Annotated in this window: 1 protein-coding gene; it reads left to right on the top strand. The window is 58.1% G+C overall.

Annotated features, from left to right (window positions below; translation table 11 throughout):
- Positions 1–234 (top strand): SLC13 family permease (locus KVT34_RS31260; protein WP_369016310.1); only part of this gene is annotated, 234 nt, incomplete at both ends.

Below are 234 nucleotides of genomic sequence, written 5' to 3'. Positions count from 1 at the left end.
GCCATTACCAACAAAACCGGCGTGTCCCAGTATGTAGCCGTACGCGCGGCAAAATGGGCCAAGGGAGCCCCGATGCGCATTCTCATCTTCTTATCCCTTCTGCCCGCACCCGGTTCGGCCATGCTCGATAACGTAACGACCGGGTTTCTGGTCGTACCGGTCACGCTGTCACCCACCCGGATGCTGAACATAACCCCGGTCCCTTTCCTCATCTCCGAGCTCATCGCTTCCAAT

Origin of the sequence: Paenibacillus sp. GbtcB18 (genome assembly GCF_019091125.1) — a bacterium.
In the GTDB taxonomy this organism is placed as follows: domain Bacteria; phylum Bacillota; class Bacilli; order Paenibacillales; family NBRC-103111; genus Paenibacillus_F; species Paenibacillus_F chitinolyticus.
This window is presented reverse-complemented; position numbering and strand designations above follow the sequence as displayed.